The sequence below is a fragment of the Mesorhizobium sp. P3_B5 genome (assembly GCF_056402815.1).
This window is the reverse complement of the sequence record NZ_JBFUGR010000048.1, coordinates 1-588: the sequence shown is the minus strand read 5'-3', so window position 1 is coordinate 588 and position 588 is coordinate 1. Positions and strand designations below refer to the sequence as shown.

The following is a 588-nucleotide window of genomic DNA, read 5'->3' as shown; positions in this document are numbered from 1 at the left end:
TCACCATCCACGGCACCAACGACAGCGCCGTGATCGGCGGCGTCTCGACCAGCGACGTSACCGAGGACAATGGCGCCGACGGCATCGTTGCCGGCAATCTGACCACCGGCGGCGCGCTGACCATCAGCGACGTCGACGCCGGCCAGGCCAACTTCGCCACCCAGGCCGGCACCGCCGGCTCCAACGGCCACGGCACCTTCAGCCTCGATGCCGCCGGCAACTGGACCTACAGCGCCGACAACACCCAGGCCGCCATCCAGCAGCTCGGCGCCGGCCAGTTCATCACCGACAGCTTCACCGCCGTCTCCTCCGACGGCAGCGACAGCCAGATCGTCACCGTCACCATCCACGGCACCAACGACAGCGCCGTGATCGGCGGCGTCTCGACCAGCGACGTSACCGAGGACAATGGCGCCGACGGCATCGTTGCCGGCAATCTGACCACCGGCGGCGCGCTGACCATCAGCGACGTCGACGCCGGCCAGGCCAACTTCGCCACCCAGGCCGGCACCGCCGGCTCCAACGGCCACGGCACCTTCAGCCTCGATGCCGCCGGCAACTGGACCTACAGCGCCGACAACACCCAGG

At 69.6% G+C, this 588-nt stretch carries 1 protein-coding gene; it reads left to right on the top strand.

Going from position 1 to position 588, the window contains the following annotated elements:
• Window positions 1-588 (top strand): VCBS domain-containing protein (locus AC1DVW_RS29705; RefSeq protein WP_477327949.1); only part of this gene is annotated, 588 nt, incomplete at both ends.